This window comes from Streptomyces sp. NPDC104831 (assembly GCF_055583025.1).
This window is the reverse complement of the sequence record NZ_JBVJOT010000047.1, coordinates 14,328-38,595: the sequence shown is the minus strand read 5'-3', so window position 1 is coordinate 38,595 and position 24,268 is coordinate 14,328. Positions and strand designations below refer to the sequence as shown.

The 24,268-nt window shown below is 73.0% G+C and carries 22 protein-coding genes; 9 read left to right on the top strand and 13 right to left on the bottom strand.

The window, feature by feature from the left end; all coding sequences use genetic code 11:
- Positions 1-6 precede the first annotated feature (6 nt).
- Complete coding sequence (locus ACZ63H_RS28270; RefSeq protein WP_469869751.1) at positions 7-1,194, bottom strand: thiolase family protein; 1,188 nt, start codon at positions 1,192-1,194, stop codon at positions 7-9.
- Between the two features lie 368 nt (positions 1,195-1,562).
- On the opposite strand from ACZ63H_RS28270, the gene ACZ63H_RS28265 reads away from it, so the two are divergent.
- The 3 genes from ACZ63H_RS28265 to ACZ63H_RS28255 all read left to right on the top strand — a co-directional run bounded on the left by ACZ63H_RS28265 (position 1,563) and on the right by ACZ63H_RS28255 (position 3,113).
- Positions 1,563-2,054 carry a Dps family protein gene (locus tag ACZ63H_RS28265; protein WP_469869749.1) on the top strand — a complete coding sequence of 164 codons (492 nt, stop codon included), beginning with the start codon at positions 1,563-1,565 and terminating at the stop codon, positions 2,052-2,054.
- Positions 2,055-2,119: 65 nt separating this feature from the next.
- Entirely contained in the window at positions 2,120-2,461 is a 342-nt protein-coding gene (locus tag ACZ63H_RS28260) for a DUF3140 domain-containing protein (protein WP_469869747.1), read from the top strand.
- Between the two features lie 4 nt (positions 2,462-2,465).
- Positions 2,466-3,113, top strand: a complete 648-nt coding sequence (locus ACZ63H_RS28255) for an endonuclease (protein WP_469869745.1) — start codon at positions 2,466-2,468, stop codon at positions 3,111-3,113.
- A gap of 151 nt (positions 3,114-3,264) precedes the next feature.
- On the opposite strand, the gene ACZ63H_RS28250 is transcribed toward ACZ63H_RS28255, so the two are convergent.
- On the bottom strand, positions 3,265-4,119 hold the full coding sequence (locus tag ACZ63H_RS28250; RefSeq protein WP_469869743.1) for a Cof-type HAD-IIB family hydrolase: 855 nt from the start codon (positions 4,117-4,119) through the stop codon (positions 3,265-3,267).
- Positions 4,120-4,271: 152 nt separating this feature from the next.
- On the opposite strand from ACZ63H_RS28250, the gene ACZ63H_RS28245 reads away from it, so the two are divergent.
- The 4 genes from ACZ63H_RS28245 to ACZ63H_RS28230 are packed head-to-tail and all read left to right on the top strand — an operon-like array spanning position 4,272 to position 8,253.
- On the top strand, positions 4,272-5,078 hold the full coding sequence (locus ACZ63H_RS28245) for an SAM-dependent methyltransferase (RefSeq protein ID WP_469869741.1): 807 nt from the start codon (positions 4,272-4,274) through the stop codon (positions 5,076-5,078).
- Between the two features lie 49 nt (positions 5,079-5,127).
- Complete coding sequence (locus ACZ63H_RS28240) at positions 5,128-6,531, top strand: type I glutamate--ammonia ligase (protein ID WP_469869739.1); 1,404 nt, start codon at positions 5,128-5,130, stop codon at positions 6,529-6,531.
- A 2-nt stretch (positions 6,532-6,533) separates the two neighbouring features.
- Positions 6,534-7,709 carry an amidohydrolase family protein gene (locus ACZ63H_RS28235; RefSeq protein ID WP_469869737.1) on the top strand — a complete coding sequence of 392 codons (1,176 nt, stop codon included), beginning with the start codon at positions 6,534-6,536 and terminating at the stop codon, positions 7,707-7,709.
- Between the two features lie 16 nt (positions 7,710-7,725).
- Positions 7,726-8,253 (top strand): NUDIX hydrolase family protein, encoded by a 528-nt coding sequence (locus ACZ63H_RS28230; RefSeq protein WP_469869807.1) that lies wholly within the window; start codon positions 7,726-7,728, stop codon positions 8,251-8,253.
- Between the two features lie 58 nt (positions 8,254-8,311).
- Here the strand turns inward: ACZ63H_RS28230 and ACZ63H_RS28225 are convergent, their stop codons facing one another.
- On the bottom strand, positions 8,312-9,073 hold the full coding sequence (locus ACZ63H_RS28225; RefSeq protein ID WP_469869735.1) for a restriction endonuclease: 762 nt from the start codon (positions 9,071-9,073) through the stop codon (positions 8,312-8,314).
- A 189-nt stretch (positions 9,074-9,262) separates the two neighbouring features.
- Entirely contained in the window at positions 9,263-9,883 is a 621-nt protein-coding gene (locus ACZ63H_RS28220) for a hypothetical protein (RefSeq protein WP_469869733.1), read from the bottom strand.
- A gap of 488 nt (positions 9,884-10,371) precedes the next feature.
- Here ACZ63H_RS28220 and ACZ63H_RS28215 point away from each other — a divergent pair, with 488 nt between their 5' ends.
- Together ACZ63H_RS28215 and gap are read left to right on the top strand one after the other, a co-directional pair.
- Positions 10,372-11,592: a metallophosphoesterase gene (locus tag ACZ63H_RS28215; RefSeq protein WP_469869731.1), complete on the top strand. Its 1,221-nt coding sequence runs from the start codon at positions 10,372-10,374 to the stop codon at positions 11,590-11,592.
- A gap of 270 nt (positions 11,593-11,862) precedes the next feature.
- Positions 11,863-12,861 (top strand): type I glyceraldehyde-3-phosphate dehydrogenase, encoded by a 999-nt coding sequence (gene gap / locus ACZ63H_RS28210; RefSeq protein ID WP_469869729.1) that lies wholly within the window; start codon positions 11,863-11,865, stop codon positions 12,859-12,861.
- A 52-nt stretch (positions 12,862-12,913) separates the two neighbouring features.
- Here gap and ACZ63H_RS28205 read toward each other — a convergent pair whose 3' ends face one another.
- The 9 genes from ACZ63H_RS28205 to ACZ63H_RS28165 form a co-directional block, all read right to left on the bottom strand.
- Entirely contained in the window at positions 12,914-13,696 is a 783-nt protein-coding gene (locus ACZ63H_RS28205; RefSeq protein WP_469869727.1) for an alpha/beta fold hydrolase, read from the bottom strand.
- 51 nt (positions 13,697-13,747) lie between these two features.
- The gene (locus tag ACZ63H_RS28200; RefSeq protein WP_469869725.1) at positions 13,748-14,920 is read right to left on the bottom strand and encodes an MFS transporter; all 1,173 of its coding nucleotides are present in this window, start codon (positions 14,918-14,920) and stop codon (positions 13,748-13,750) included.
- A gap of 355 nt (positions 14,921-15,275) precedes the next feature.
- Complete coding sequence (locus ACZ63H_RS28195; RefSeq protein ID WP_469869723.1) at positions 15,276-16,097, bottom strand: class I SAM-dependent methyltransferase; 822 nt, start codon at positions 16,095-16,097, stop codon at positions 15,276-15,278.
- 22 nt (positions 16,098-16,119) lie between these two features.
- Positions 16,120-16,365 carry a phosphopantetheine-binding protein gene (locus ACZ63H_RS28190; RefSeq protein ID WP_469869721.1) on the bottom strand — a complete coding sequence of 82 codons (246 nt, stop codon included), beginning with the start codon at positions 16,363-16,365 and terminating at the stop codon, positions 16,120-16,122.
- Positions 16,366-16,390: 25 nt separating this feature from the next.
- The gene (locus ACZ63H_RS28185; protein WP_469869719.1) at positions 16,391-16,762 is read right to left on the bottom strand and encodes a holo-ACP synthase; all 372 of its coding nucleotides are present in this window, start codon (positions 16,760-16,762) and stop codon (positions 16,391-16,393) included.
- 10 nt (positions 16,763-16,772) lie between these two features.
- The gene (locus ACZ63H_RS28180; RefSeq protein WP_469869717.1) at positions 16,773-17,609 is read right to left on the bottom strand and encodes a class-II aminoacyl-tRNA synthetase family protein; all 837 of its coding nucleotides are present in this window, start codon (positions 17,607-17,609) and stop codon (positions 16,773-16,775) included.
- Entirely contained in the window at positions 17,606-18,517 is a 912-nt protein-coding gene (locus ACZ63H_RS28175; RefSeq protein ID WP_469869715.1) for a diiron oxygenase, read from the bottom strand. Before ACZ63H_RS28175 ends, ACZ63H_RS28180 begins: the two co-directional genes overlap by 4 nt.
- A gap of 44 nt (positions 18,518-18,561) precedes the next feature.
- Entirely contained in the window at positions 18,562-19,752 is a 1,191-nt protein-coding gene (locus tag ACZ63H_RS28170) for a serine hydrolase domain-containing protein (protein ID WP_469869713.1), read from the bottom strand.
- Between the two features lies 1 nt (position 19,753).
- On the bottom strand, positions 19,754-24,250 hold the full coding sequence (locus tag ACZ63H_RS28165; protein ID WP_469869805.1) for a type I polyketide synthase: 4,497 nt from the start codon (positions 24,248-24,250) through the stop codon (positions 19,754-19,756).
- Between the last annotated feature and the right edge of the window lie 18 nt (positions 24,251-24,268).

Sequence of the window (24,268 nt, the reverse complement as noted above, 5' to 3'; positions counted from 1 at the left end):
GTCGGCTCAGTGCCGCTCGACCAGCATCGCGGTGCCCTGCCCCACGCCCACGCACATGGTCGCGAGGCCGCGCCGGGCGCCCGTGCGCCGCATGCGGTGCAGCAGGGTGGTGAGGATGCGGGCGCCGGAGCAGCCGAGGGGATGGCCGAGGGCGATGGCGCCGCCGGTGGGGTTCACCAGGTCGGGGTCGAGGCCCAGTTGGTCGACGCAGGCGAGGGCCTGGGCGGCGAACGCCTCGTTCAGCTCGGCCTCCTGGAGGTCGCCGATCCCCCAGCCGGCCCGGGTGAGCACCTTGCGGGTGGCGGGGACCGGGCCGAGGCCCATCACGTCGGGGTGCACGCCCGCGGAGGCGCCCGCGACATACCGGCCGAGGGACTCCAGACCCAGTTCGTCCAGGGCCTCTTCGCTGACCAGCAGCAGACCGGCGGCGCCGTCGTTCATCGGCGAGGCGTTCCCGGCCGTGACGGTGCCGCCCGCGCGGAAGGCCGGCTTGAGACGGGCCAGCTTCTCCAGCGAGGTGTCCTCGCGGACGCACTCGTCGTGCTCGACGGTGACGCCGTCCGGGCGTTCCACGGGCAGGAGTTCGTCGTCGAAGTGGCCATTCTTGCGGGCGGCGGCGGCGAGTTGGTGGCTGCGCAGGGCGAACTCGTCCTGCCGGGCGCGGGAGATGCCGAGGCGGGCGGCGACCTCCTCGGCGGTCTCGCCCATGGAGAGCAGGCCGTGCAGCTCCTTCATGGCGGGGTTGACCAGGCGCCAGCCGAGGCGGGTGTCGTAGGTCTCCATGCGGTGCGGCAGGGCCTCGTCGGGCCGGGGCAGCACGAAGGGGGCGCGGCTCATCGACTCGGAGCCGCCGGCGATCACGATGTCGGCCTCGCCCGCGGCGATGGCGCGGGCGGCGGCGGTGACCGCTTCGAGCCCGGAGGCGCACAGCCGGTTGACGGTGGCGCCGGGCACGGAGTCGGGCAGTCCGGCGAGCAGGGCGGCCATGCGGGCGACGTTGCGGTTGTCCTCGCCGGCCTGGTTGGCGGCGCCCCAGTAGACGTCGTCGACGCGGGCGGGGTCGAGCGCGGGCACGTCGGCCACCAGCCGGCGGATCACGGTCGCGGCCAGGTCGTCGGGGCGGACCGAGGAGAGGGCACCGCGCACCTTGCCGATGGGGGTGCGGCGGGCGGTCGCGAAATGGACGGGACGCACGGCGGGACTCCTGACCTACGACACTGTGGATCACGGATGTGTGCAGCACTCGTTAATTAGCACTGCTAGTTTTGGACTATAGACCTCCGGCCGCCCCGCTGGGAAGCTCACCCGGGGCTTCGCCGGGGGCAACGGGAGGAGACATGCGCCACGTCCGCGGGCACGTCCCCGCCGTCTGCGGCCCCGGCCACACCCATGCCGGCCACGGCCGGCCGGCCAGGGGACGGGCGCCGGTCGACGCCATCGAGGACGTGGTCCGCACACCCGGTGACTCCCCCGCTGATCAGCCGGTTTGTCTGCGTGTGCCGGGGGCACCCGCCCTTTCGGACATGGCCGAGGAAAAGTTCAGGAAAGGGGACCAGCGCACCATGACCGTGGTCAAGAGCACACTGCCCGAGGAAGCGCTCGGCATCACCGGCACCGCCCTGCAGGACACCCTGGTCGACCTGCTGGGGCTGTCGCTGGTCGGCAAGCAGGCGCACTGGAACATCGTGGGCCCGCGGTTCCGGTCGATCCACCTCCAGCTGGACGAGGTGGTCGCCACGGCCCGCGCCCACTCCGACACGGTGGCCGAACGCGCTGCCGCGCTGGGCGTGTCTCCGGACGGCCGCCCGGAGACCATCGCCGCGACCTTCGCGCTGCCCGGCACCAAGGACGGCTGGCTGCGCGACACCGAGGTCGTGGAGCTGATGGTGTCCTCGCTGGAGACGGCCATCGGCCGGCTGCGGGAGCGGATCGCCGCGACCGAGAAGGCCGACCCCGTCTCCCAGGACCTGCTGATCGCCATCACCGCCGACCTGGAGAAGCAGCGCTGGATGTTCGAGGCGGAGAACCACCCCCGCGAGAACGCCGCCGACTGAGAGACGGCCGCTCGCCCCGTACGCCGCCCCGCCCCCGGCGGGGCAGAACACGGAAGGGGGAACCCATGGCCGACTCCCTGGAACTCGACGCGCTGTGGGACGACTTCCACCGCGTGGTGAACATGACCTCGGCGGAACTCGCGGCCTGGCTGAAGGTCCGGGACGCCGGCGAGGAGACCGAACCGCTGCCGGACGCGGCGGGCACGGAGACCGGGCAGCACGTCCTGGCGATCCTGCGCAAGCGCCGTACCGACCTGACCCACGACGACGTCCGGGTGATGCGGCAGGTCGTGGACACGGTCGGAGAGCTGGTGGACGTGGACGACGAGCCCGCGCCGGAGAGCGCCCGGGACACCGGCCGCCGGCACCGGCTGATGACCCTGGGCCACGACCCGCTCAAACCGTAGGCCCATGGACCGCGACGCACGCGTGCTGCGGGAGCTGGTGTCCGCGCACGGGCGGACGTTCGCCGAGGAGGCGGGCATCCGGCTGGCGGACACCCCGCAGCCGCTGTACCGGCTGCTGGTGCTGTCCCTGCTGCTCAGTGCCCGGATCCGGGCGTCGGTCGCGGTGGCCGCCGCCCGGGCCCTGCACGAGGAGCGCCTGGACAGCCCGCGCCGGATGGCCGGGTCCGACCGGCGGCGGCGACTCGACGCGCTCGGCCGGGCCGGCTACCGCCGGTACGACGAGCGGACCGCGACCCGGCTCCGGGACGGCGCCGAGCTGCTCGACGAGCGCTGGGGCGGCGATCTGCGCCGGCTGCACTGGGAGGCCGGCGGCGACGTCGGCACGCTGCGGGAACTGCTCCAGGAGGAGCCCGGCATCGGGCCGACCGGTGCCGGGATCTTCCTGCGCGAGGCGCAGCGGGTGTGGCCGGACGTCGCCCCGTACCTGGACGGCAAGGCGCTGTCCGGCGCCGGGCGGCTCGGCCTGCCCGAGGACCCCGGGAAGCTGACCGGACTGGCCGGGGACACCCCGTCGGCCGTACTGGCCGCCGCGCTGGTCCGGGCCGCGCTGGACAAAGGGGTGGTCGAGGACTGCCTGCGCCGAGCCGAATGATCCCGCCGGACCGCTCCCGGCGCGTCCCGGACCGGCCGCCGGCACCGGACGGGGGGGGGAGCGGCCGCACGGCGGAGACCGGACCGGACAGCCGGGACACCATCCGGCCGCGTCCGCCGGTCCGGGCCCCACGAGTGGTTCCCGGCGGCCGCTACAGGCCGAGCACGCGGGCGATGGTGCGCAGGACGCCGTCGTCGTTGTTGGACGGGGCCAGGTAGCGGGCCCGGCGGATCACCTCGGGGTGGGCGCCGGCCATGGCGAAGGACCACTCGGCGGCGTCGAGCATCCCCAGGTCGTTGAGGTAGTCGCCGAACACCATGGTCTGCGCGGGCGAGATGCCGAGCGCCCGCTGGAGGCCGCGCACGGCGGTGCCCTTGTCGGCGGTGCGGTTCATCACGTCCACCCAGTGCTCGCCGGAGACGACGACCCGGTGGGTGGCGGCGAACCCGGCGAGCGCCGGGGCGACGGTGTGCTCGGCGGGCCCGAAGTCGAACACCGCCACCTTGATCACGTCGTCCTCGACGGCGGTGACGTCCTCCACGATCCGGTGCTCGGCGTAGTACTGGCGCACCTCGGCGAGGAACGCCTCGTCGCTCCGCTCGACGTACGCCGCCCGCTTGCCGCAGACGACGGCGCCGACGTCCGCGCCGCCCGCGGCCAGCCCCCGTACCGTCCGCGCGATCCGCGCGGCGACGGACCCCGCGAGCGGGTCGGAGGAGAGTTCCACACCGTCGCGGACCACGTACGTGCCGTTCTCCGCGATGAACACCATGCCCTCGGCGACCTGCTCGAACTGCCGGTACAGGGTCGCGTACTGGCGTCCGCTGGCCGGGCTGAACAGCACCCCGCGGCGGCGCAGCCCGTCGAGCACCGGCCACAGCCCGTCGGGGATCCGCTTGGCGTCGTCCAGCAGCGTGCCGTCCATGTCGGTCACGATCAGCCGGATGTCGGCGGGGCCGGCGGGCAGGGCGGCGGTGCCGGGCAGGGGCGTGGGTATGGCGGGCATGTGCTGCTTCCGGTCGGGTGCGGGGCTACCGGTCCAGTGTTCCTCATCCGCCCGGCGGGCCCCGAACCGGCCGGTGTCCCGTTTCCCGGGACAGCGCGATCACCGGGAGGCACAATGACCGCGGAGAACAGCACGTGAGAAGGGCACATCAGGTGAGCAACGGCCACTCCCCGGCGACCGGGAAGGCACGGCTGGACACCAGCGTCGCGCACAACGCGCGGGTCTGGAACCACTGGCTGGGCGGCAAGGACAACTACGAGGTCGACCAGCGGGTGGGCGAGCAGATCGCCGGGATGTTCCCGGTGATCCGTGCGGTGGCCCGCGCGGACCGGGACTTCCTGGGCCGCGCGGTGCGCTACCTGGCCGAGCGCGGGATCCGGCAGTTCCTCGACATCGGCACCGGGCTGCCCACGGCCGACAACACCCACGAGATAGCCCAGCGGGTCGCGCCCGAGTCGCGGATCGTGTACGTCGACAACGACCCGATCGTGCTGGTGCACGCCCGGTCGCTGCTGACCAGCTCGCCCGAGGGCGCCACCGACTACATCGACGCCGACGTGCGCGACCCGGACGTCATCGTGCGGGGCGCCGCCGCCACCCTCGACCTGGACCGCCCGGTCGCGGTGATGATGCTGGGCATCCTCAACTTCGTGCCGGACACCGGCCAGGCCCGGGAGGTCGTACGCCGGATCATGGCGGCCGTCCCCTCCGGCAGCCATCTGGTGCTCACCCATCCGACCTACGACGCCGAGGCGGGCGGTGCGGGCAACGTCGCCGCGATGGAGTTCTGGAACGCCCACGCCACTCCGCCGATCACCGCCCGGAGCCGCGACGAGATCGCCGGTTTCCTCGACGGCCTGGAGCCGGTCGAACCCGGACTGGTGCCGTGCTCGCGGTGGCGCTCCGGGCCGGAGGCCGCCGTGGTGCCGCAGTACGGCGCGGTGGCCGTGAAACCCTGACCCCGGCCCCGGCCGCCCCCCCGCCGGCCGGGCCCGTCGAGGAGGACGCATGACCACGCTCGCCGACCCCCGCCCCGGTGGCCGCCCCGGCGACCTGGAGCGGGCCTTCGCCCTCGGCACGGACCTGGCGGCCCGGGGCGTGCACGGCATCGTCCTGGCGTACGTGGACACGGCGGGCGTGTGCCGGGTCAAGACGATCCCGACGGCACGGCTGGAGGCGGCCGTGGCCTGGGGGGTCGGCATGTCGCCGGTGTTCGACACGTTCCTCGCCGACGACTCCGTCGTCACCACCGACGTCCTCGGCTCCCCCGACGGCGACCTGCGCCTCTACCCCGACCTCGACCACCTCGTGGCGCTGGCCGGGCAGCCCGGCTGGGCGTGGGCGCCGGTCGACCGGATCACCCAGGAGGGCGAGCGGCACCCCGGCTGCGCCCGGACCTTCCTGCGCCGGACCGTCGCGGACGCCGCCGGCCGCCACGGCCTCGCCTTCAAGGCGGCGATCGAGATCGAGTGGGCCGTGGGCTCGGATACGGCGCCCGCCGACGAGTTCGTCCCCGCGACCACCGGTCCGGCCTACGGCGCCGTCCGGCAGGTGGAGCTGAGCGACTACACCGCCGAGCTGCTGGCCGCGCTCGCCGCCCAGGGCGTGGACGTCGACCAGATCCATCCCGAGTACGCGCCCGGGCAGTTCGAGGTCTCGGTGGGCGCGCTGGACCCGGTGGCGGCGGCGGACCGCAGCGTGCTGGTACGGCAGACGATCCGGGCGGTGGCCCGGCGGCACCGGCTGCGGGTCTCCTTCGCGCCCGCCTATCTCCCCGAGGGGGTCGGCAACGGCGGCCATCTCCACCTGTCGTGCTGGCGCGACGGGGTGAACCTGCACTCCGGCGGCGAGGGCCCGTACGGCATGACGGCCACGGCCCGGTCGTTCCTGGCCGGGGTCCTCGCCCACCTGCCCGGCCTGACCGCGGTGACCGCGCCGAGCCCGGCCAGCTACCTGCGGCTCCAGCCCTCCCAGTGGGCGGGGGTGTTCACCGCCTGGGGCCGGGAGACCCGCGAGGCCGCCGTGCGGATCGTCACCGGCACCGCGGGCCGCCGGGACCAGGACGCCAACATGGAGGTCAAACCCGTCGACCTGGCCGCCAACCCGTATCTGGCGCTCGGCTGTGTGATCGCCGCGGGACTCGACGGCATCACGGCCGGGCATCCGCTGCCCGGGGAGGTCACCGGCGACCCGGCCCGCTACGGCCCCGAGGAGGCGGCGGCCCTGGGCGTACGGCGGCTGCCGCGGTCGCTGCCACAGGCCGTCGAGGAGTTCCGCGCCGATCCGGTGCTGCGGGCCGCGCTGGGCCCGGTCCTCGCGGACGCGGTGAGCGCCGTACGGCTCGGCGAGGCGGCGGCCGTCGAGGGACTCGCCCCCACCGCGCTGGCCGCGGCCTACCGGTGGGCGTACTGACCGTGGCCGCACCGGGACCGGTCCACGAGGCCCTCGCCGCGCTGCCGCTGGTGGACCACCACTGCCACGGCGCGGTGACCGCCGATCTGGCCGCCGGGGAGTTCGCGTCCCTGCTCACCGAGGGCGCGGCCTGGCCGGGCGTCTCCCCCTTCGACACCCCCGCCGGCGTGGCCGTGCGCCGCCACTGCGCTCCCCTGCTGGACCTGCCCCGGCACGCCCCGCCCGCCGACTACGTCGCCCGGCGCGCGGAGCTGGGCTGGCGGGAGGTCAACCGGCGCTTCCTGGCGGCGTCCGGGGCCGGGGTGTTCTGCGTGGACACCGGTTTCGCCCCGCACCCGGTCACCACCCCCGCCGAGCTGGCCGCGGCGGCCGGCGCCACCGCCTGCGAGGTCGTCCGGCTGGAGCGGGTCGCCGAGGCGGTGGCCGCGCGGGGTGTGGCGGCGGGCGCGTACGCGGCGGCGTTCCGCGCCGCCGCCGAGGAGGCCGTTCGGCGGCCCGGTGTGGTGGCGGTGAAGTCGGTCGCGGCCTACCGCACGGGCTTCGCCCTGGACCCCGGGCGCCCCACGGACACCGAGGTGACCCGGGCGGCCGGGAGCTGGCTGGCGCGCGGCGGACGCCTCGCCGACCCGGTGCTGGTACGGCACCTGCTGTGGACCGCCGTCGAGCTGGGGCTGCCGCTGCAGCTGCACACCGGCTTCGGCGACGCGGACCTGCGGCTGCACCGCGCCGACCCGGCCCTGCTCACCGACTGGCTGCACCGCACGGCCGGCACGGTGCCGGTCCTGCTGCTGCACTGCTGGCCGTACCACCGCCAGGCGGCGTACCTGGCCGCGGTGTTCGAGCGGGTGTACCTGGACGTCGGTCTCGCCCTGCACCACACCGGCCCGGCCCGCTGCCGGGCGGTGCTCGAAGAGGCCCTGGAGGTGACCCCGTTCCGCAAACTGCTGTACAGCTCCGACGCCTACGGTGTGGCCGAGTTCCACCACCTGGGCGCCCTGTGCTTCCGCCGGGGCCTCGCCGGTCTGCTCCAGGACCGGGTGGACGCCGACGAGCTGAGTCTGGCCGACGCCCTGCGGATCGCCGACTGGACGGGCCGTGACAACGCCCGCCGGCTGTACGGACCGCCCGTATCCGAACCGGCCCGCGATCCCGGCGGGCGCCCCACCCGGAAAGTATGATCAAGCAATGTCTGACATGACCGAGACCACGCCCGGCTGGCTGACCACGGACGAGCTGGAGATGGCCAGGGCCCGGATGCCGATCCTGTACGTCGAGGCCGTGCCCGTGCGCGTGGACGACAGCGGTGAGGTCACCAGCATCGGGCTGCTGCTGCGGATCGGCCCGGACGGCACGGTCAGCCGGGCGCTGGTCTCCGGCCGGGTGCTGCACCACGAGCGGGTTCGCGACGCGCTGCTGCGCCACCTGGAGAAGGACCTCGGGCCGGTCGCCCTGCCCCGCGTCCCCACGTCCCTGCAGCCGTTCACCGTCGCGGAGTACTTCCCGACGGCGGGCATCACGCCGTACCACGATCCGCGCCAGCACGCGGTGTCCCTGGCCTACATCGTGCCGGTGACCGGCGACTGCCGCCCCCGCCAGGACGCCCTGGACCTCGTCTGGTTCAGTCCCCAGGAGGCCGCCTCCCCGGCCGTCCAGAGCGAGATGCCGGGCGGCCACGGGGTCCTGCTGAAGCAGGCGCTGGCGCACGTGGGGGTGGTGTCCTGACCTCGGGCCGGCGGGCGGCGGTGCCCGTGACCGGGCGGCGGCACGGGCGCGGAGGACCTCAGCACCCGCCGGTGAGGTCCACGACCATCCAGGGCGCCGGTCCGGTGCCCTCGTGCCAGGCCCGCAGGGCCGGCCGGTCGAAGCACACGATCCCGCACTGTTCGGCGTACTCGGCGGCCGGCGCGGTGAAGTCGCTGGTGGTGACGAGGGCCGCGACATCGGCCTCGTGCACGGTGTAACAGGTGCCGCCGAAGCGCTGCAGGTCCTGGGAGCCGACCCGGTGCCCGTCGCCGTAGCGCTTGCACTGGATGACGATCCGCCGCCCGTCGGGCGCCACGGCCAGCACGTCGGCGCCCAAGTCCCCGGCGCCGCCGACGACTTCGACGCCGGTGCAGCCGTCCCGTTCGCACAGGACGGCCACCGCCTGCTCGAACTCGTCGGCGTCCAGGGTGTCGTAGTCGTACGCGGGGACGCCGGCGGGGTACCGGTCGTCGGCGGCCGGGACGGCCGGCGCGGGCGCCTCCCACTCCTCCAGCGCCGTGTGCACGCCTTCCTGCAGCGCCGCGGCGGCCCGGCGCGCGGTCCGGGCGCCGGAGAGTCGGTGCCGCCGGCGCCCCCACGCGAGGACGGCGGCGAGACCGACCAGACACAGGACGGCCACCCAGGCGGGGCGCCGTTCGGCGGTTCCGGCCAGCGTGCGGACGGCGAAACCGAGGACACACACGGCGAGGGCGAGCAGCACGAAGAACAGGGCGGTCGCGCGGAGGTCGAACGACCGGCGGCCGGTGCGTGGTCGTATGCGGCGTGCGGGCATGGTCACGAGGTGACGCCCCCTTCCCCTGACGGAACATGAAGATCACTTCCGTCTGCCCGCAAAGCGCGCTTCCCACAACACCGGGCGCGTCGTGCCGGGTTCACCGTACGGACGGGGGCCGGTCCCGGACACTTCCGGGACCGGCCCCGCACCGCCACCGGGGCGGAACGCCCGCCCGTCGCCCGCGGGCGGCGGTCAGTGCGTCCGCTGCTGCGCCGGCGGGTGGACGGCGGGCGGCGCGGCGTGCCGCGCGGGAGCCTTCTCGGGCGCCTTCAGCCGGCCGCCGCGGAACCCGGCGGGCGAGGCCTGCTCGGAGCCCGACCAGACGCCGCCGCCGCGCCACGCGGAGCCGTCCCAGACGTAGGCCGAGGCGAGGGTCCCGTAGTAGCCCTGCCCGCAGGACTGCCACCCGCCCCAGTCGTAGACCAGTTCCGGCCCGTACGGTCCGGGGAACTCGCCGCCCGTCTGGCCCGTGGCGCCGTACTTCCAGTCGCTGGTGCGGCACACCGCCCAGGCGGAGCCGTTCCACCGGTAGACGGTGACCCGCGTGGCGGCCCAGCCGTCGGGCCGGGACAGGCCGGTTCCGCACCCTTGGGTGAGCGCGTAGGTGTGGGAGTACGCGAGGTTGCCGGACAGCGTGCCGGGCCGCAGGTGGTCGATTCCCGCGTCCCCGCGGACGCACAGGCCGGAACCGTTGTACACGGTCACCATCCTGGCCCAGGTGTACGCGTTCGCCGGCTGCGTCCAGACGGCGGCCATCAGCAAGGTGACGGCCGCGCACCACACGGCTTTCAGAGTCAGGCGGAGTGCTGCCATGGTCCCTCCGTTTGTCGATTCGCCGGTGCACCGGGCCCCGTGGGCGCGATCGGTGCGGAGCCGGACGGCGCGATCGGTGCCGGCGGCCGGTCGGAACAGGGGCGGCCGGCGGGATGCGCTGGGATGCGTGACGTGGCCGGCGTACTCACGGCCCCACGGGACGGGGTGCTGTGCCGGGACCGCGAACCAGCCGGCCCCGGGAGGGTGGGCCTCCCTCGGCTCACCGCCTCCCACCATAGGTGATCCGGTCACCGCACGCCTGTCGGCGGCCACGCGGCTGCGGACCCGAGGAGGTCTCGACCGGGAGCGCGAAGGGGCGGGACGGCCGGTGAAGGGGCCTGCGGCGGGCGGCGCGACGCGTTGATCCCCGGCCGACGCGGGCAGCGCGCGGGCGGGTTGACGCGCGCCCGCCGTGATGCCCCTCCGAACCGGCCCCGGGGCGACCGGATACAGTGCGCGGGACGGCAGCCCGGCCGGGGAGGGGAAGCGTGACCGATACCAGCGACACCCGGCCCGCGGAGGGCGAGGCGCGAGCGCCGGGGCAGGGCCGGCTGCGCCTTCTGATGCGGTACGTCCCTCTGATCGCACCCGTCCTCCTGTGGGCCGTGCCCTGCTGGGTACTGCTGCACGGCGGGCAGCACTGGCCGCTGCCCGTCGTCCTGGCCGGCACCGCCCTGTTCGCCCTCGGTCTCGTCGGCATGCCGCTCGCGATGGCGCGCGGCCACGGACGGCGCCGGCAGGACCGGGCGGCGATCATCGGCGACACCCTGCTGGGCACCGGCTGGATCCTGTTCACCTGGTCCGTTCTGCTCGGGGTCCTCTTGAGGCTCGTCCTGACCGTCGCCGGTGTCGGCGAGGGCCAGGACCGGGCCCGGACCGTCACCTGGGCCGTCCTCGGTGTCACCGCCGTGCTGCTCGGCTGGGGGTACGCCGAGGCCCGCCGCGTGCCACGCGTGCGCCGGCTCGACGTGCGGCTCCCGCGGCTGGGTCCCGGGCTGGACGGCCTGCGCGTCGTCCTCGTCACCGACACCCACTACGGCCCGCTGGACCGCGCCCGCTGGTCGGCACGCGTGTGCGAGACGGTGAACGCCTTGGAAGCGGACCTGGTCTGCCACACCGGCGACATCGCGGACGGCACGGCCGAACGCCGGCGCGCCCAAGCCGTCCCGCTCGGTACCGTGCGGGCCACCCGCGCCCGGGTCTACGTCACCGGCAACCACGAGTACTACAGCGAGGCCCAGGGCTGGGTCGACCTGATGGACGAACTGGGCTGGGAGCCGCTGCGCAACCGCCATCTGCTGCTCGAACGCGGCGGCGACACCCTCGTGGTCGCCGGCGTGGACGACGTCACCTCCGCGTCCTCCGGCCTGGCGGGCCACCGCGCCGACCTCGCCGGCGCCTTGCACGGCACCGACCCCGCCCTCCCCGTCCTGCTCCTCGCGCACCAGCCCAAGTTCGTCGACCGGGCGGCAGCCGCCGGCGTCGACCTCCAGCTCTCCGGCCACACCCACGGGGGCCAGATCTGGCCCTTCCACCACCTCGTCCGCCTCGACCAGCCCGCCCTCGCCGGCCTCAGCCACCACGGCCCCCGCACCCTCCTCTACACCAGCCGCGGCACCGGCTTCTGGGGGCCGCCGTTCCGCGTCTTCGCCCCCAGCGAGATCACCCTGCTCGTCCTCCGCTCCCCGAACCCGCCCCCCGCTCCGTAGCGGGGGCGGGCGCGCTCCCGCATCCGCTCGGCGCGGTACGTCCGTGATCCGTCGTCCGGCGGGGCTCCCGGTTCGTCAGGAAGCCGTCAACTCCGTCCTCCCCGACGCTACTTCGATGGGACGACGGCCAGAGGCGGTGTCGCCGGAGTGACGGGGCCCTGGTTAGCCTGTTCCCGAAGAGGAAAGACGGGGATCGTGCCGGCGTGTGGTGCGGAGGGGGAACCGACGCATCGCACGGCCCCGTGGACACTCGAAGGGACTACTGGACACATGACTCGTATCGCCATCAACGGGTTCGGCCGCATCGGCCGCAATGTGCTGCGTGTCTTACTCGAACGTGACAGCTCGCTCGAAGTCGTCGGCGTCAACGACCTGACCGATCCCGCCAGTCTGGCCCGGCTGCTCCGGTTCGACTCGACGGCGGGCCGGCTCGGCCGCCCGGTGGAGGTCGACGGCGACACCCTCGTGGTGGACGGCCGCCGTATCAAGGTGCTGGCCGAGCGGGAGCCGGCGAACCTGCCGTGGGGCGAGCTGGGCGCCGAGATCGTGCTGGAGTCGACCGGCCGGTTCACCGCCGCGAAGGCGGCGAGCGCCCATCTCGACGCGGGCGCGAAGAAGGTTCTGGTGAGCGCGCCGTCGGACGGCGCCGACGTCACGATCGCGTACGGCGTCAACAGCGACGCGTACGACCCGTCCGCGCACACGATCGTCTCGAACGCCTCCTGCACCACGAACGCGCTGGCGCCGCTGGCCTCGGTCCTGGACGACCTGGCCGGCATCGAGCACGGCTTCATGACCACCGTGCACGCCTACACCCAGGAGCAGAACCTCCAGGACGGCCCGCACCGCGACGCCCGCCGCGCCCGTGCCGCCGCCGTGAACATCGCGCCGACGACGACGGGCGCGGCCAAGGCGATCGGCCGCGTACTGCCGGGCCTGGACGGCAGGTTGTCGGGTGACTCGATCCGCGTCCCGGTCCCGGTGGGCTCGATCGTCGAGCTCAACACGCACGTGCGCCGCGACGTGACGCGCGACGAGGTGCTGGAGGCCTACCGCGCCGCGGCGCAGGGCCGGCTCGCGGGCATCCTCGAATACTCCGAGGACGAGCTGGTGTCGTCCGACATCACCGGCAACCCGGCCTCGTCCGTCTTCGATTCCGCCCTCACCCGCGTCGACGGGCGTTACGTCAAGGTCGTCGCCTGGTACGACAACGAGTGGGGCTTCTCCCACCGCGTGGTGGACACGCTGGAACTCCTCGCCGGGAGCTGACCGGGTAACGGGTGTCTCCGGGACGGCGGCGCCGTCCCGGAGACACCCGTTCTCACGCGAGGAACTCCGTGATGAGCTTGCGCAGCTCCGCGGGCTTCTCGATCGCCGCCGCGTGGCCCGAGTCGATCTCGACGTATTCGCTGCCCGGTATGGCGGCGTGGAACTGCCGTGCGTAACGCACGGGCACCAACTGGTCGTGCTTCATCCCGACGACCAGTGTGGGCGCCTTGATCCGGCCCACGTAGTCGCTGATGTCCACCCGTCCCACCAGGTCGATCAGTGCGACCATTCCCTCGGTCGGCATCAGCCCGGCACGCAGCCGCAGGCGGTCGCCCGCGCTCATGGAGTCCAGGAAGCCGTCCGACAGCACATGCAGGAGCGTGTACTCGGCGAAGGCGTTCGCGTCCAGTTCGGCGAGCCGGCGCCAGGTCCGCATCAGCAACCGCTGCCAGGGCTGGCGGTAGTGCACGAAGCCGCCCAGGACCACCATGCGGCGGACGAGGTCCGGCTCCTTGCCGGCCGCCGCCGCGGCGACGACGGCCCCGGTGGAGATGCCGAAGAGGTCCACCGGGCCTTTCGCGGCGGCCTTCACCACCCCGAGCACCTGATCGGCCAGCAGGTCGATGTCCACCTCACCGTCGGGCAGCGGCGTGAGGTCGCTGCCCGAGTAGCCGGGCACGATCACGGTCCGGTGCGGTGTGAACTCGTCCAGGAGGGTGGCGAAGCTGGTCTCCGGATGCCCGGTGCCTCCATGGAGGAGGACGATCTCCGGCCCCTGGCCCTCTTGGTAGTAGCCCACGGGTATGCCGGCGACATCGACGCTGTGCTTCGACATGCTGACCATGCGTTTGCGTCCCGTTCTCTCGAAGGTGTGGTGCCGGGCGGGTCACTTCGCGGTGGCGGGCAGTTCGCCCGGCTCGTCGACGGCCTCCCCGCCTTCCCGCAGCAGCCAGGTCAGGAGGGCCGCGCAGGCCGCGAAGCCCGCCGCGACGGGCAGCACCAGAGCCGCGGAGCGGGTGAGGATGACGGCTCCGAGGGCGCTGGAGAGGAAGTTGCCGAGGTACGCGGCGGATGTGTTCAGCGACGTCACGACCGAGGCGCCGCCGGGCGGGGCGTAGGTGATGATCCGGTGCTGCTGCGGCCCGATGACCGAGTACGACACCACACCGCTGAGCGCCGTGGCGATCGCCACGAGCACGAAGGTCTCCCGGATCGGAAGCATGATCAGGAACACCGCGGTGACACCCACCGTGGCGCCGACGACGACCCGCCGCGGGTCGTACCGGTCGGCCAGCGTGCCGGCCGCCAGGTTGCCGCCGGTCGCGGCGACGCCGAACACCAGCAGCAGCAGCGCGAGCCGGGCTTGCTCACCGTCGACGGCCGGCGCGAAGACCGCGCTCATGTAGGTGAAGGGCAGGAAGATGCCGGTGAACGCCAGCAGGGTGACCACCAGGATCCGCAGGACCCGCCGGTCGGTCAGCGGCGCGATGCGCTGCCGCAGCGTCGCGCCCTGGTCGAGCCGGACGGGCGGCAGCAGGACGGCGACGACGGTCGCCACCACGGCGGCGACCGCGGCGACGAACCAGATCGCGGCCTGCCAGCCCCATGCCCCGCCGATGAGGGTGCCCAGCGGAGCACCCAGCACCAGGGCCAGCGTCGCTCCGGCGGTCACCATGGCGATCGCCCTGCCCCGCCGTTCCTCACCGGCGAGATACGCGGCCGTGGCCACGGCACTGGCCATGAACAGTGCCGCGCCGGCCCCCGCCAGCACACGTGACACCAGGACCAGCCCGTACTGGTGCGCCGACGCGGTCACCGCGTTGCCCACCGCAAGCAGGGCGACTCCGGTCACGAGGACCCGGCGCCGTGACCACGTGCCCGTGAACGCCGCGAGAACGGGTCCCAGGATCGCGTACGCGAGGGAGAACAAACTCACCAACTGGCCGGCAGCACCAGTGCTGACGTGCAAGGTCGTACGGATTTCGGGCAAGAGGCCGACGATGATGAATCCGTCGGTTCCGACCACGAACGCGCCGAGCGCCAGAATCGCGGTCGGCACACGCCAGTGAGCGGTGCCTGCGGACGTGTCGTTTTCCGCCACCGTGAGCGATCTCCAAACCGGTTGTCATGATTGCCGTTGTTCCGGATGTTGCGACGGACGTGCCTCGGGCCGCGTCGGCCTGACGCGGCACGGGACACCGCGCGTCGGCGGTGCCCGCGCCGGCGTCCGCGAGCGGCTCGGCCGGCGGGGGCGGGACGCCGGCGAGGACGGACCCCCGCACACCGCGGCGGCGAGCGTCCCATCGGTGCGCGTGCCGGGTTCCCGGTCGCCCACCGGCGGCGCGTTCATCCTCGCCTGTCCTCTTCGCCTCGCCGTTTCGCCGTAACTACCGTTCTTTCAACGGTAGTTGTACCTATGCTGCCGTAACGGCGCTGATCAACCAGTTCCGGGGTACCCCGCGCACCTCGCGGGGAGGGACGGCGTACGGCCAGCGTCCCTCGCCGGCGCCCGGTTCACCCGGCTGCTTGAGGTCGCGCACCGTCCAGCCGAGCCGGCCGAGGAACTCCTCCGGCTCGTCCGTGCCGAACCGCCACGGCGTGCCGTCCTCGCGCAGGGAGCGCAGGAACGGCTGGGTCATCGGGTGGCGCAGCAGGGTCGCGCTGGTCATGTCGACGATCAGCCAGCTCTCGGCCGGGCAGGCGCCGGCCACCGTTTCGAGCAGCCGCGCGACCTGCTCCTCGGTGAGGAAGAAGACCAGCCCCTCGGCGACCCACACGGTGGGCTGGGCGGGGTCGAACCCGGCCGACTTCAGCGCCTCCAGCCAGTCCTCGGCCAGGTCGGCCCGGACGGGCACCGTCGGCACCCTCGGCGCGGCCGCGAGCGCGGCGAGGCGCCGCTGCTTCTCGTCCAGCAGCGGGCCGTGGTCGACCTCGTAGACGGCGGCGCCGTCGGGCCAGTCGAGCCGGTGGGTGCGTACGTCCATGCCGTTGGCCAGCAGGACGACCTGCCGGATTCCGGACCGGCCGAGGACGCGGGTGAGCGCGTCGTCCATGTAGCGGGTGCGCACGGCGATGAAGTCGCTCACCCCCGCGCCCCGGTACCGGTCGAGCAGCTCGAACCCCCGGGGTTCGGCCAGGGGCCGGGCGTAGTCGTCGCGGAACAGGCCGTCCGGGCGTTCGCTCTCCAGCGCGCGTGCGGCCGCGGTCCACTGGGCGGTGTAGGAGATGTCGTCCACGCGGATGTCTTCCTCTTGTCGCTCAGGCGGACAGGAAACGCTTCTCGATGGTGGCGAGGGTGCGCACGTCGTTGATGTCCAGGGAGTCCATGTCGATCTCCACGCCGCTGGTCTCCTCGATCAGGAAGACGAACTCGACGAAGGAGAGCGAGTCCACCAGACGGTTCTCTATCAGGTCCTCGTCGAGGTCTATGTCGGTCCTGTCCTCGTGTCTGGCCAGGATCCAGTTCTTGATGACGGCGATCCCCGCTGCCTGCGACTCGGTCACAGTGACACCTTCCTCGTGTGTGGCCTCATGTCTGGACGGCCGCCGCGACCGCCACGGCGTACGCGCCGTCGTGGGCGAGGCTGACCGATATCTCGGGATGCATCCGGGCGGCCTCGGCGAGTTCCGCGGCCACCCCGTGGAGGTGTACGACCGGCCAGGTGCCCGCGCCGCTCTCCACCCGGATGGAGCGCCACGGCACCGGCCTGTCCCGTACGTGGAAGAGCTTGAACACCGCTTCCTTGACCGCCAGGAGACCGGCCACGGAGCTGGGATCCAGGCGGCCCTGCCGGGTGCAGGCCGCGATCTCCTCCGGCAGGAGCATGCGGCTCAGCACCGCCCGGTGTTCCGGGGTGACGAGTTCCTCGGCGCGGGAGAGCGGCACGATGTCCACCCCCACGCGCGGCGCGCTAGGCGGAGCCGGCCGCATGGAGCGCCTGTTCGACTCGTTCGCAGGCCCGTTCGGCGGTGCCGTAGCGGTCGGTCAGGACCCCCACCCACCGCTCCAGTCCGAAGGCGACACAGCCGGTGAACGCGACCGTGTCGTCCTCGCCCACGGTGATCCGGCACCGCTCGCCGAAGAAGTTCCGGTGCGTGTTGACCGAGGCGATGGCGACGCCGTCGACCTGGAACTCGTACTTCACCGGTTCCAGGCGCTGGAGCAGCGCGCGCGCCCCGCCCTGGAAGAACGGATCGGTGGCGGCCTGCACCTCGACGTCGAGCGACAGCCGGCCGAGGAACTCCTCGATCCGCTCCCGGAACCGGGCGATCACGGCCTGGGTGTGCTCGAACGACCCGATCGCGACGATCTCCCGCATCTGGAAGCTGAGCAGCCGGCGCAGCCCCTCGAACCGGCTCTCGTTGCGGAAGCACCGGTTGACGAGTGTCACCAGGGTGTCCGGGGCCACCCGCGTGTCCTGGTACAGCAGATACGCGGCGAAGCAGGTCGCGGTGGACAGGCCGAGGTGCTGTTCGGCCACCTGCTCCGGCGTGAACCGTCCCTTGGCCGGCCCGGAGGCGGGCGTCCGGAGCCCGCCGGCGACGAGGGCGAGATGGGGGAAGTTGACGTACAGGTCCAGGTTCGCCAGCTCGTCCACCGGATAGAGGGGCGGTGCGGAGATCTCACCGGCGCCGGCGTCGGTCCCCCAGCTGCGGAACGTGTCGTCCAGGAGCCGGAGCAACGCCGTCTCCGAGGGGCCGAGGATGGCGAGGCCCCCGGCGATCCGGCTGCTTCCCTGAAGGGTCACCGCGCTGCCCTCCCCGACGGCTCGGCGGACTGTGCGTCGTCCGCGACCAGGCCCAGCCTGGTCAGGTACGGAAGCGTCTTGCGGAACACCTGGGCCTCGAACTCGCGGCGCCTGGGCCCTTCGAGCAGCCGCCGCCGGACCGCGAGGGGGTTCGGGATGCCGGCGTCCCGGTAGACCTGGGGGTTGTACAGCGACTCGAAGCTGTAGGTCATGTAGCGCTTGATGTAGCCGCTCACCTGCTCCAGTTCCTCCGGGGTCGCCCGGGTGCGGAAGCTCTCGAACAGCGCCTTGACCAGTTCCCGGCCGAACGCGATGTGCCGGGACTCGTCCTGGTGGTGGATGCGGTTGAGCTGCCGGATGGTGTCGTGCAGCCGCTCGTCCGCCCCCATCCGCATGTTGAAGTGATCGACCAGTTCCTCGAAGATGAGGATGCGCGCGAAGACGAGCAGGCTCGCCGCGTTGTCCGCCGGGATGGTCTCCGCCCCGCCGCGTATCTGCTTGTAGATCTTCCGGCCGTACCGCTCGCAGAATTCCGCGAAGAACCACATGTGTTCGTTCTCCTCACCGATGAAGTGGTGGAAGAACTCGGAGGATCTGGCGAAGTCGGGGGTGTGGATGCGCTTGGTGACCTCGATCAGCAGTTCGCGGATGCCGTGGACGTTCAGGCTGTAGAAGTTGACGCTCTCGAACTTCGACAGCGCGTAGAGCTGCTCCTGCGTCAGCTCTCCGGCGACCTCCGTGCCGAACGTCGTGGTCAGTTCGGGGCTCATCCACCACATGTTCTCGGGCAGTGTGTCCGGCCACTGGAACATCTGGTACGGGTTGTAGTAGTCCTCGATCGACTTGGCGCTCAGCCGGTCGAGAATGTCGAGGAGACGCGGATTTTCTTCTATGAGGGTGTCCGTCATGACAAGAACCCCATTCGTCGCTGGGTGAATTGCTCTCGCGTGCCTCAGCGGGCCCGGCGCAGCGACTCGACGGCTGTCCGGGCGAGCCGGGCCGAACGGTCGTCCGTCGGTGTGTACTGGTCGAGCCGGTGGTTGAGCTGCGCGGACGTGTAGGCGAAGGCCAGACCGTCTTCCGGGACGGCGAAGACCAGTGCGCAGTCCTGCCCGTAGTGGCCGAACGAGGCGACGTCCAGGCCGGCTTGAGGAAGGTTGTGGTCGGGCAGCATGAACCCTTCCGCGTAGGCGCGTTCCCGGGCGAACACCCGGTCGGTGCCCCGCTTGCGCAGCCGGCGGGCCCGCTCCAGGGTCTGTGGCTTCCACAGGCGTACGCCGTCGACGGAACCGAGTGTCGCGGCGAAGATCCTGGCCAGCGGCCGGGCGGTGGAGACGGCGTTGCAGCCGGGAACCTCCGCGCCGAGATACCGCAGGGTTCTCTCGGCGTTCAGCAGGTTCGGATTCATCTGGGACCTGCTCAGCAGGGAGGACTTGTCTCCCAGCAGGTGCAGGATCTCGGTAGCCGTTCCGCTGCCCGCCGGGCGGGACTCCTGGAAGGGCACGAAACGGGCGAAGTCCTCGGCGTCGATGCCGATGCGCACCTCGGCGCCGAGCGGCTTGCGGAACTCGTCCCGGAAGAGTTCGTCCACCGACTTACCCGTCGCCCGCCGCAGGTATTCGCCGACGCCCCAGCCGAAGGTCAGATCGTGGTAGCCGTGATCGGTTCCCGGTTCCCAGTAAGGGTGCTGGGCGGCGAGTGCCTCGACGGCCGGGTACCAGTCGAGCACGTCGTCGACGGAGAGCCGCCGGTCGACGCCGACCAGCCCGGCCTGGTGGCTGAGGAAGGTGGCCAGGGTGATGGATTCCTTCCCGGCCGCGGCGAATTCCGGCCAGACCTCGGCCATGGGACGATCCATGTCGATGACGCCCCGCTCGTGCAGCGCGTGGGCGACGACCGACAGCAGGGCCTTGCCGACCGAGCGCAGGTTCTGCAACCGGTCCGGCTCCTGCCCCAGGGAACGCAGGGCGACCCGCTCCTCGCCGTCCACGTAGACGCACAGTTCGGCGTTGGAGTCGGCCCCTTCCCGGTGGATCCGGTCGAACTCCTGCGCCAGGGGCAGGAATTCCTCCGCCACCGTACCGGTGACGTGTTCCGCGTACACGGCGTCATGGCCGTCGCGTGGTCCCACCGTGATCGTCATGTCAGTCCCGAATCTCCGTCATCCGCTTCTCGATGTCGGCGGCCAGCTCGCTCAGGGTCGGCCTGTCGAAGCAGATCGAGGCCGGCAGCGGCACGCCGAGGAGGCGCTGGAGCCTGTTCCTGATGGTGAGCGCGTTGAGCGAGTCCATGCCGGCCTCGGTCAGGTCGAGCCGGTCCAGTTCCTCGTCGGCGTAGCCCAGTACCCGGGAGACCACGTCCCGGCAGCAGGCCGTGATGTCGGCCGGGGACGCCGGTGCCGGACGGTCCGTGCCGGCGGGCGGCGGGGCGGCCGCGCCGCCGGCCACCGGGCCGAGGACGGGGTTCGAGGCCAGGTGGTGGTCCGGGTCGAGGTCGTCCCAGTGCGTGGGCAGGATGGCGACCTGTCCCGCCGGCCAGCCCTCGATCGCGGTGCGGACCGCGGGGCGGCCCTCCGCACTGGAGATGGTGCCGATGCCCTGTTCCTCCAGCCCGCGCAGGAATGCCTCGTTGCCGGCGAGGTACCCGACGTCCGACCAGGACCCGAGGTCCAGGGAGAGGCCGGCCAGCCCGACGGCCCGGCGGTGGGCCGCGAGCGCGTCGAGGAACGTGCTGGCCGCGGCGTGGCCGGCCTGCCCGGGGTTGCCGAACAGGCCGCCGTAGGACGAGGTCAGCACGAACAGGTCGAGGTGGGGCGCCTGCTCGGTGGCGCACTGGTGGAGGTTCCACGCGCCCTGCGCCTTCGGTGCCAGCACGCGGGCCATCCGGCTCCAGTCCGTCCGGTCGATGATGGCGTCGTCGATGATGCCCGCGGCGTGGACGACGCCGCGCACGACCCGGTCCCCGCTGCCGTAGTCGGTGAAGAGCCGGGCGACCTGCCGCCGCGAGCTGACGTCGACCGTCTCCGTCCGGATGTCCGCGCCGAACCTCTCGCGCAGTTGCCGCACCTGTGCGGCGCGGTCGGGTCCGGGGACGCTGCGACCGCACAGGACCAGCTTCCTCGCGCCCAGTTCCAGCAGCGCGTGCGCGCACTCCAGGCCGACCCCGGACAGGCCCCCGGTGACGATGTACCAGCCGTCGGATGAGACGCGGACGCGCCCGCCTCCGGCCGGAACGCGCGCGGGGCGGAGCCGGGGGAGCAGGACGCGGTCGCCGCGCAGCGCCAGCTCGCTGTCGCCGCCGTCCGCCGCGCCGATGGCCGCCGCCAGCCGTGCCGCCGTCGTGGCCCACCGGTGTTTGGTGTCGGCGGCGCCGAGGTCGACGAGGACGTGGCGCATGGTCGAGAACTCCGTCCGCGCGGTCCGCGCGACACCGACGACGGCTCCCTGCGCCGGGATCACGTCGTCCGAGGTGAGGACCCGGTGCGCGCCCGAGGTGACCGTGCAGACGGTGACCTCGGGCAGGTTCGCCGCGGACACCGCCTGGAAGGTCCGCAACGTGGCCAGGCCGCCGGCGGCGGCCACGTCGTCGGACACCGACTCCGTGGCGAGCGGCAGGCCACCGAGGTCGGCGTACCGCTTGCGCAGGGCCGGTACGGCGTTGACGACCGTGGTGGGCCTGAAGCCGGCCATCGCCCGCGCGGCGTCGGCCACCGCCTCCGGCCGGTCCGGCAGGACGTGGACCAGCACCCGGGCGCCGAGCCGCTCCAGCTCCCGGGTCAGTTCCGCGACGGGGGTGGCCGACGGCACGAGGAGCATGCACCGCTCGTCCGCCAGGAGCCGGGCGGTGGGCTCCGGCTCGGCCGGTGGGGCGTCGGCCCAGGTGACCACGTAGGGGCCTACGCCGCTCTCCCCCGGCTGCTCGTCCGGTGCAGCCGTGTCGACGGCTCCCATGGAGTCGCTGTCGACGCGTTCGGCCGATGTCTCGCCGGCCGGCCGGGCCGGGGCGACCCAGTGGCGACCGCGCTGGAACGGGTAGGTGGGCAGGCCGACCGTGCGGCCGCCCGGAGTCACGGCCGCCCAGTCAACCGCCACGCCGGCCGTGTACGCCCCGGCCAGTGCCAGCCGGGTGGAGGCGATGTCGTCGCGCTCCCAGCGCAGTGTCTCCAGGCACACCGGCTCGTTCTCGCCGCCGTCGCCCAGTGTCAGCTGGGCCAGGTTGGCGACCGTGTTGGACAGGCCGATCTCCAGGAACACGCCGGAGCCGCCGGAGGCGGCGGCGCGGACCGCTTCGAGGAACCGCACCGGCTCCCTGAGCTGCCGCCGCCAGTACCCGGGCGTGGCGATCTCCTCGCCGATCGGTGCTCCGGTCAGCGTGGAGATGATCGGCCGCGTCGGCGGGCGCATCTCGACCGACTCCAGGACGGCCGTGTAGTCGTCCAGGACGGCGTCGATGTGTGCCGAGTGCCCGGCCCGGCTGATCCGCAGTCTCTTGCAGGTGATGCCGCGTCGGCCGGCGGCGGCGAGGACGCGGTCCAGGGCGTCCCGGTCACCGGAGATCACGGTGCGGTGGGGGGCGTTGACCGCCGCGATCCCGACCCGGTCCTGGCCCCGGAGCAGGTCGAGCACGTCACGCTCGCCGGTGAAGACGGCCGCCATGGCACCGGACTCGGGCAGGGTGCCGAGCAGCTTCGCGCGTTCGCACACGAGGTACAGCCCGGTTTCGAAGTCGAACACTCCGGCACTGTGGGCGGCGGCGTACTCCCCCAGGCTGTGGCCGATGTGCGTGTCCGGTGTGACTCCCCACGCGCGCCACAGGCGTGCGAGCGCCACCTGGAGGACGTAGACGACCGGCTGGGCCATGCGGATGTCGGTGATGGGCATGCCGCGGCGGGCGCTGTCCTGGTAGAGGAACTCCGAGACGCGGTGGCCGGTGTGCTTGTGGAAGTCCGGGTCGACGCCGTCGAGGAACTCCCGGAAGACGGGTTCGGTCAGATACAGGTCGCGGCACGCCTCCAGGTACTCGGCCCCCTGCCCCGAGAACAGCATGGTCAGCCGGGGCGGCGTCCCGGGCGCCCGCCCGGAGACGAGGCCGATCTCGCCCTCGAACCTGTCGGAGGCGTCCGTCTCGCCGTCCGCCACGGCCTCCAGGAGCGCGGCGAGCGTCTTGCGGTCCGAACCGACGACGGCCGCCCGGTGGGCGAAGTGCCGGCGCCCCTCCCCGAGGGTGAACGCCGCGTCGGCGACCCGCGGGGCCGCGTCGTCCAGCAGCGTCCTGCCGACGCGTGCCGCCAGGTCGCGGAGCGCGGACTCGGTGCGTCCGGACAGCGGGAGCACATGGACGCCGGGCGCCGTGTCGCGGTCGGCGGTGTCCCGGCCGGCGAGCGCGGCCGGCGCCTCCTCCAGGATCGCGTGCGCGTTGGTGCCGCCGAGCCCGAAGGCGCTGACTCCGGCGCGGCGCGGTCCGTCGTGGACCTCCCAGTCCGTGGTCTTCGCCTGTACGTAGAACGGTGATCCGGCGAAGTCGATCGCCGGGTTGGGCTCCTGGAAGTGCAAGGAGGCGGGCAGCTTGCGGTGCCACAGGGAGAGGGCGACCTTGATGAGCCCGGCGATGCCGCCGGCCCAGCTCAGGTGCCCGATGTTCGTCTTGACCGAGCCCAGGGCGCAGGAGCCGGGCGGCACCCCGTCAAAGGCCTCGGTGAGGGCCGCGACCTCGATGGGGTCGCCGGTCGGTGTCGCGGTGCCGTGGGCCTCGACGTACGAGATCGAGGCGGGATCGACGTCGGCGGCGGCGAGCGCCTGCCGGATCACGGCCGCCTGGCCGGCCACACTCGGCGTGCTGAAACCGGGCTTGCCGGAACCGTCGTTGTTGACCGCCGTGCCGCGGATGACCGCGTACACACGGTCGTTGTCGGCGAGCGCCCGTTCCAGCGGCTTGAGCAGCACGACGCCGACGCCGCTGCCGAAGACGGTTCCCGTGGCCCCCGCGTCGAAGGCCCGGCAGTGGCCGTCCTGCGACAGGACCAGCCCGGGTTCCGGTCGGTAGCCGTCGATCTGCGGGACGGGCACATGCGCTCCGCCGGCCAGCGCCATGTCGCACTCCCCCGCCATGAGCGCCTGGCACGCCAGGTGCAGGGCGTACAGAGAGGTGGCGCAGGCCGCCTGGACGTTGACACTGGGGCCGTTGAGGTCGAGCTTGTACGACACCCTGCTGGTCAGGTAGTCCCGGTCCGCGGCCATCAGCAGGTGCAGGTCGTCGGCGGAATCGAGGTAGTTCGGCAGGGATCTGCTGGCCTGACCGCTCAGATTGTGCATCAGGTAAAGGCTTGTCCCGCTGCCGCCGTACACCCCGATGTCCGGGATGCGCCGCCGGCCGGCGGCGCCGCCGTCCTCCAGCGCCTCCCAGCACACCTCCAGGAACAGCCGGTGCTGCGGGTCCAGAAGAGCGGCTTCCCGCGGGCTGTAGCCGAAGAACTCGGCGTCGAACCGGTCGATGCCGTCGAGGGTGGATCCGGCCCGCAGCCGTCCGGCCGAGGGGTCGTCGTCCTCGACTCTGACCGACTCCACCGCGTCGACCAGGTTCGACCAGAACCGCGCCGGGGAGTCCGCGTCCGGAAACCGACAGGCCATGCCGATGATGGCCACGCTCTGCGCGGCACCGTG

Coding starts and splice junctions, on each gene's coding strand:
- ACZ63H_RS28265 (WP_469869749.1), top strand. CDS start 1,563: ATGACCGTGGTCAAGAGCACACTGCCCGAGGAAGCGCTCGGCATCACC.
- ACZ63H_RS28260 (WP_469869747.1), top strand. CDS start 2,120: ATGGCCGACTCCCTGGAACTCGACGCGCTGTGGGACGACTTCCACCGC.
- ACZ63H_RS28255 (WP_469869745.1), top strand. CDS start 2,466: ATGGACCGCGACGCACGCGTGCTGCGGGAGCTGGTGTCCGCGCACGGG.
- ACZ63H_RS28250 (WP_469869743.1), bottom strand. CDS start 4,119: ATGCCCGCCATACCCACGCCCCTGCCCGGCACCGCCGCCCTGCCCGCC.
- ACZ63H_RS28240 (WP_469869739.1), top strand. CDS start 5,128: ATGACCACGCTCGCCGACCCCCGCCCCGGTGGCCGCCCCGGCGACCTG.
- ACZ63H_RS28230 (WP_469869807.1), top strand. CDS start 7,726: ATGACCGAGACCACGCCCGGCTGGCTGACCACGGACGAGCTGGAGATG.
- ACZ63H_RS28220 (WP_469869733.1), bottom strand. CDS start 9,883: ATGGCAGCACTCCGCCTGACTCTGAAAGCCGTGTGGTGCGCGGCCGTC.
- gap (WP_469869729.1), top strand. CDS start 11,863: ATGACTCGTATCGCCATCAACGGGTTCGGCCGCATCGGCCGCAATGTG.
- ACZ63H_RS28205 (WP_469869727.1), bottom strand. CDS start 13,696: ATGTCGAAGCACAGCGTCGATGTCGCCGGCATACCCGTGGGCTACTAC.
- ACZ63H_RS28175 (WP_469869715.1), bottom strand. CDS start 18,517: ATGACGGACACCCTCATAGAAGAAAATCCGCGTCTCCTCGACATTCTC.
- ACZ63H_RS28170 (WP_469869713.1), bottom strand. CDS start 19,752: ATGACGATCACGGTGGGACCACGCGACGGCCATGACGCCGTGTACGCG.